Genomic DNA, 4702 nt, shown 5'->3' with positions numbered 1-4702 from the left:
CATTATAGGCGGGATTGGGGCGCATGCCCGCCGCAGGCCGGCTTCTGTCGATCGCACCGCCCAACGCCTTTTCGTTTTGCGTGGCGGAGGTGCCGAAGACGGAAAGATCGGCATAGCGCTCCGGCGTGGCGGCCAGGGAAAGCGCATCCGCTGCGTAGAGCACATCGAAACGCGTGCCCGGAGCAAGGCCCGCATCCGGCTGGTCGAGGCCAGAGAAACTGCCCGTGACGCTGCCGTCTGCAACCTGAACAAAGGTGAAAAGTTCGCCGGGCATTGGCGTGAAGGCATTGGTGGCGGCGCCGGAGATGCCGCGCAACCGCGGTTGAAGGGTGCCGTTGGCGGCGAAGTCATTGCCCGCGCCGGTCACGAGAAGACGGTCATAATTGCCGGCCCCGTTCTCTGTCCCCGTGCCATCGACATCGATTTCCATGGTTGCCGTCGGCGCAAGGCTCACATTGCCGGCAATGGTCATCGTTCCGGGCGACTGGCCGGGGACAAGCTTGCCCTCGACATCCACATCGGCCGCAACGCGCCCGGTACCGCCAAGCGTGCCGTTCCTGCCGACATGCAGTTCCGGCGTCGTCAGGACGCCATCAACCGCCAGCAATCCGCCCTCGACGCCCGCGCCTTGTCTAAAGGTTGCGGCGTTGAGGATGGAAAGCGTGCCGTCGCCCTGCTTCTCAAGGCTTCCGTCGCTCGTAAACGAGACGATCCAGGTCGTGTCGGAACCGTCCGCGCCGACCGCATAAACGCCTTCGCCGGTCATGCCGACCGGGCCGACCGAAAGCGCGCGGTCAAGCCGCACCAGCCCCCAACCATAGACTGCGTCAATCCCCGCAGCGCCGAGATCCTCGGCGGTCATGAACAGGATATCGACGATTTCCGCCGGAGAGAAGCTCGGATAGGCCTCGGTCAGGACGGCAACGGCGCCGGACACATTCGGCGCAGCCATCGAGGTGCCTGAGTAGGAATCATAGCCACTGGGAACCAGGTCGTCAGGGACGGTCGAATAAATACCGCTGTCCGCTCCTGATGGCTGATCGCCGCCCGGCGCGGCAATACACCACTCTTTTGCAACACCGCATCTGTTGGAATAGCTGGAGATCCGATTATAGGCATCGAGCGCGACGACGACGACGATTCGACCGCGGGCAATGCCATCTTGTTTTTCTGCAGCCGCCAGTGCTTCGGCGGAAGTGAAGCTGAGGTCAAGCCCGGTGCCATGATCATCATAGACCAGACTGCCCGAGGAGTTCGTAGCCGCTTCATTTTTAGGCTGAATGAAGGGGAAAAGGCCACTGCTGAAAGGATTTTCCGCAAGAACTGGAGCCTCAAGAAATTCGTTGCCTGCAGACATGACGATCACCTGACCGGCATCAAGGCTTTGCCTCATGGCTTCGGCGTCAGCCATGAACTGAGCTTGCTCCCTGACAGGTATATCCCAGGTTTTCTGATCCGGTTCAGCAGTGGAACCGAAACTGCCATTGATCACCTTCACATCCGAAAACTGCGACAGATATTCAAACCCTACAGTATCGGGAACGCGTGAACCGGTGATGGGCTCGCAGGTTCCATTCAATAGGGATGGCCCGCAATATTGCAAATCATCGATATCGAAATCCTCGCCGTCGACGAAGACTTCGCCATCACCTCCCGGTATTGCTCCAACGGAGAGAATCGTTGCCTGAGAGGCAACACCCTCCATGCCGAAGCCGTTGCGACCTGCGCCAATAATCCCGGAGACATGGGTTCCGTGGCCATCGATATCATAGGGATCATCCGGGCCTTGTTCGAAAGCGGCCTCAAACTGTTCCCGGGTCAGGTGTTCGCCCTCGACACTGGTGTCAAACCAGTAGAGGTAGCTTTTTGAACGAGGATCGACGCGGCCTTCGAATTCAGGGTGAACAGTTCCGTTGGGGCTAATGGCAATGCCTGTGTCAATAACGCCGACGACGACACCCTTTCCGGTAAAACCTTTCTCAAGCGCAGCATCGACATGCATGGCATCGAGCGAATAGTTGCGTTGATATTCACTGAGCGTATCTTTCGGAATGTTGGGATTGCCCCCGGGGTAAGGCGTGGCGCGCGCGGCTGGGGAGGATGCCCGAGGTTGCGTCCGGACCGTTCCGGACACCGACGCCTCGGGAAACAGGCTTGCGAGGTGGCGGCCCGCGGCGGCCGCCTTGGAGATCGACGCGGCCAGATCGGGCCGAAGCCTTCGCGCCTCCGTTTCAATTAGATCGGCGCGTTCTGGCGTCGGCCGCGCGTTTTCGACGATACTGGCAAGAAGCGATTTGCGACCGAAGGCGGTTGCCTCCTGCAGCGCGGCCCTTACCGCTTCCGACGATCGATCGGCAAGGGCCTCGCTCTCTTCGACAGGTCGCATCGGAAGATCGTCCGCGCGCGCGAATGCGCCGGTCGTCAGCAAAGTCGAGGTCAGCATCGCCGAGACGGCGATCGTTCCGAACCGGCCGGCGAGACAGAGGCGAGGAAAGGCAGAAGCTATGGGCATATGCACGTCCAATCATAACCGGTCACAAACGCGTTTCGACGCATCAAGGCGAAGACGATGCTGACCAGGTTGAAAAACCGACCCGTGTCCCCTCCGTCCCTCCTGCGCGAAACAGAACGGTCCGGTCATGTCACAACAATGTTTGCTCAGTATTTGAAACAGCGATTTTCTTGACTTTTCGCAAGTTGCTGCCGACGGTGTCATGGACGCTTCTGTCGCCCTGTCCCGCAGAAAACGCGGCGGACTATCGCCGCCACGCCGGGCTCAGGCCTGATCGGATACGCCGGATCTGATGCTCTCGCTGACCACCTCGTCGCCAAAGGCGGCTGAAAACGCCGCGATCGGCGCGTTCATGATATTCCGGCGGTGCTCGAGTTTCTTGAAGCGGCGGCCGAAGACATTGTAGAGCAGCTGAAGCATGTGCGTCGCGACTGCCGATGTCAGCGCGGCGCCCGCAACCGTCCGGTTCATATGGCCTTCGTTCAGTTCGGGCGCGAGCAGCAGACCCAGGCGGGCATGCGCGAGCGGCGCTGTTATGCGCAGACGCCCGGCGAGCGCCTGCAACGCATCCAGCCTGTTTCCGGCGCGTAGCGCGCCAGCCTTCAGCAGCATCAGATAGATAAAGAACTCCGTGCCCGGTTCGGCGAGTTCAAGCGCCTCGTCATAGAGTTGGCATGCTGCGTCGATGTCACCCTCGATCGCCGCGATTTCTCCCCGCAGGGCCGCCGCGGTGGCAAAGGCAGAACCATATCGGAGAGCCTGATCAACCAGACTTTCGGCGAGCGCCGTATGTTCATTGTTGACGAACAGAAGCAGCTTGGCGACGGCCAGTCCCATTTCGGGCATCTGTGGCAGCTCGCCCAGAACGGACAGGCTTGTCTCTTCAATTTCCCGCTCGATCGCCTGCCATTCATGCTGGGAAAGCCATTGATCCGGTTCACTCATGCTTTGCAGCAGGCGGGCATAGAGATTGAGCGCCCACATCACGCTCAGCCGCTGATCATGCGGGCTTTCTGCCATGGCGCGCTCAAGCATGCGCGCATTATCCCGCCAGCTGACCTTGTCGGGGTTGCCACTGAGCGTGAGCGCCGCGTCATGCTGGCGGATCCATGGCGGCAGGTCATTGGGCAGCCCACCACTTGGCGGCGGCAGGGCGAGATGCGACCAGATGGCCTGCATGATGTCCTCTGTGCCGACCGCATTGCTGCCTGCGTAATGATCGACCCGTTTCATGCCGATAAACTGACCGGCATGCCTTAGAAGAAGCGCGGCGTGAAGAACGTCATCATGACGATGAAAAATCACCTCAACGCTGAAATGCGCTGTTGCAACCCGCCCGTCCTCTTCGATGATCACCGCCCGGTCCGAACCGACCCCCGCCTGAAGTTCGAGATGGAGCTGTTCGATGTAGCTTCGCGCCTCGGCGCCGCCGCGCTTGAGGCCGCGAACGGGACCGATAATCACAAAAGCCTTGGAATTTTCTCTATCCGCTGGCGAGCGTGGTGCGACCCAGACATAACCTTCGCCATATTGGGTGCGAATGAAGCGCGGTGCGCGCGGCCTGTCCCGAAGCTTGCGGCGTATCTGGTTGATCAGGAAATCTACGTGCCGGTCGCTGATACTGTCATTCTGGCCGCCGAGGACAGCGAGAAGATCATTGCGGCTCAAGAGCCTGCCGCCGTTCGCCGTGAAGTGCTGCAGCAGGGTTCGCTCCTGCCGTGTGAAGGTCAGGCTTTCTCTATCTCCAACGCGGTCGGCTGTCAGAAAGTCCGTTGAAAACACAATATCAAGATACCGCATATACCGACCCTAGGGGCTGTACGGCATATGGTAAAGCACGCGGAGCGCGAAGCACCTTCTTGTGTTTGCTTTTCTTTCGAGAGCAGTTTCTCGAGGCCGAGCTACCGGCGTTCGGTGTCGGGCCAGCCAGTTGCGGGCGTGCGCCGAACTGCGGCTTCGCGAGCCTTGCCGGAATTGCGCCTCAGGCCGTCTATAGTGCTCATATGAGCCATTGTGTGTTCGTTGACCTTACAAGTCGCCCATAAGCGGGCACGAAACATGTCCGGGAACGCGTCGCTTCGCTCTGGATGATGCCGGGATGGCGGAGGAGGTGGGATTCGAACCCACGGTACGCTTTCACGCACGCCGGTTTTCAAGACCGGTGCCTTAAACCGCTCGGCCACTCCTCCG

2 protein-coding genes, 1 tRNA gene and 1 pseudogene are annotated in these 4702 nt (G+C 60.2%); all 4 read right to left on the bottom strand.

The window, feature by feature from the left end:
• The coding region (locus tag AC5DC2_RS19695) for a S8 family peptidase (protein ID WP_491699695.1) at window positions 1-2512 on the bottom strand (2512 nt) is incomplete at its 3' end.
• A gap of 264 nt (window positions 2513-2776) precedes the next feature.
• Window positions 2777-3745: a hypothetical protein gene (locus AC5DC2_RS19690; protein WP_491699696.1), complete on the bottom strand. Its 969-nt coding sequence runs from the start codon at window positions 3743-3745 to the stop codon at window positions 2777-2779.
• A gap of 339 nt (window positions 3746-4084) precedes the next feature.
• A pseudogene (locus AC5DC2_RS19685) lies at window positions 4085-4312 on the bottom strand (helix-turn-helix domain-containing protein); the annotation flags it as partial.
• Between the two features lie 299 nt (window positions 4313-4611).
• A tRNA-Ser gene (locus AC5DC2_RS19680) sits at window positions 4612-4701 on the bottom strand.
• Window position 4702: the final 1 nt, after the last annotated feature.

It is taken from the genome of Martelella sp., assembly GCF_984369615.1.
Note: the sequence above shows the minus strand (reverse complement) of the source record. Positions and strands in the feature narration are given on the sequence as shown.

Excerpts from the sequence above, each read along its gene's own strand:
- AC5DC2_RS19690 (WP_491699696.1), bottom strand. The coding sequence starts at position 3,745 with ATGAAACGGGTCGATCATTACGCAGGCAGCAATGCGGTCGGCACAGAG.